Below are 1,221 nucleotides of genomic sequence, written 5' to 3' on the forward strand. Positions count from 1 at the left end.
TGTAAGCTTCCCCTAATTAGAACTGTTCATTCTTCTAATATTTCTACAAACTTATTATTTTTAATTCTCTTGGGGCTAGCCCCAAGAGAATTAAATTCCGCATATTTTACTGGCGGTATTTTACCCAGCCCATCGTGAGGGCGGTAATGGTTATAATCGTGCATCCATATCTGTGTCTGTTCTCTTACCTGGTCTATATCCTCAAAGATATATTTGTTCAGCACCCCTCTTCTGTAACTTCCATTGAACCGCTCTACAAATGCATTTTGTGTGGGTTTGCCCGGTTGTATATACTTGAACTCAATATTGTGCATCATGCTCCATTCCGAGGCGATCTTGGCTATAAACTCAGGTCCGTTATCCATCCGTATCTTTTTTGGCCTGCCCTTTTTGTTGATAAGGTGGTTGAGTACCCAGACCACGCGGTTGCTCGTAAGGGAGAAGTCGACCTCAATATGGAGTGCCTCTCTGTTAAAATCGTCGATTATATTAAATGCCCTAAAGCGTCTTTTGTTTTCTAGGACGTCTGTTACAAAATCCATACTCCAGGTATGGTTAAGCTCGCCGGGAACCTCCAGGGGTTCTTTTATTCTCGCGGGCAAGCGCTTCTTAACCTTTCTGCGCAAGGGGAGCCCCAGTGCCACATAGACCCTGTGCATACGCTTGTGGTTCCAGGGTTTCCCCTCTTGGCGTAACCGGTCATAGGCCTTCCAAAAACCTTCTTCTGAATGTTCCTTTGCCTTTTGCCGCAAGGCTTGTTCTATCTCGGTATCATCCTTGGGCAACGGCCTATAATAATAGACGCTCTTACTCATGTTGAGGACACGGCACGCCCTACTGATGCCGTAATGAATAAGTTCCTTGGCAATGGTTCGCTTCCTGCAGGGCTTTAGAGCTTTTTTTCGATGATCTCCCTGGCCATCTGGTGGTCAAGGGCCAAAGTGGCATACATCTGTTTGAGCCTGGCGTTCTCTTCTTCCAGCTCCTTGAGGCGCTTGAGCTCCTTGGAGTTCATACCGGCATACCTAGAGCGCCACTTATAGAAGGTGGCGGGACTGACGCCATGCTCACGGCTGATCTCATCAACACTCTTTCCGTTGTCGAATTCTTTTAAAATCTTTGCAATTTGTTGCGGTGAAAATTTACTTCGTCTCATAATACTGTTTAAAATTAAGATAATTATTCTACTTTTAAACAGTTCGGTTTTAAGGGAAGCTTACA

Annotated in this window: 1 protein-coding gene; it reads right to left on the reverse strand. The window is 45.0% G+C overall.

What is annotated here, in order from left to right; all coding sequences use genetic code 11:
• Positions 1–26 precede the first annotated feature (26 nt).
• A protein-coding gene (locus POV26_RS10505; protein WP_272856432.1) for an IS3 family transposase occupies positions 27–1,156 on the reverse strand; the annotation gives its coding sequence in 2 pieces (ribosomal slippage) (positions 27–895 and positions 895–1,156; 1,131 coding nt in all).
• Positions 1,157–1,221: the final 65 nt, after the last annotated feature.

The sequence above is a fragment of the Aequorivita todarodis genome (genome assembly GCF_028561335.1).
GTDB lineage: Bacteria > Bacteroidota > Bacteroidia > Flavobacteriales > Flavobacteriaceae > Aequorivita > Aequorivita todarodis.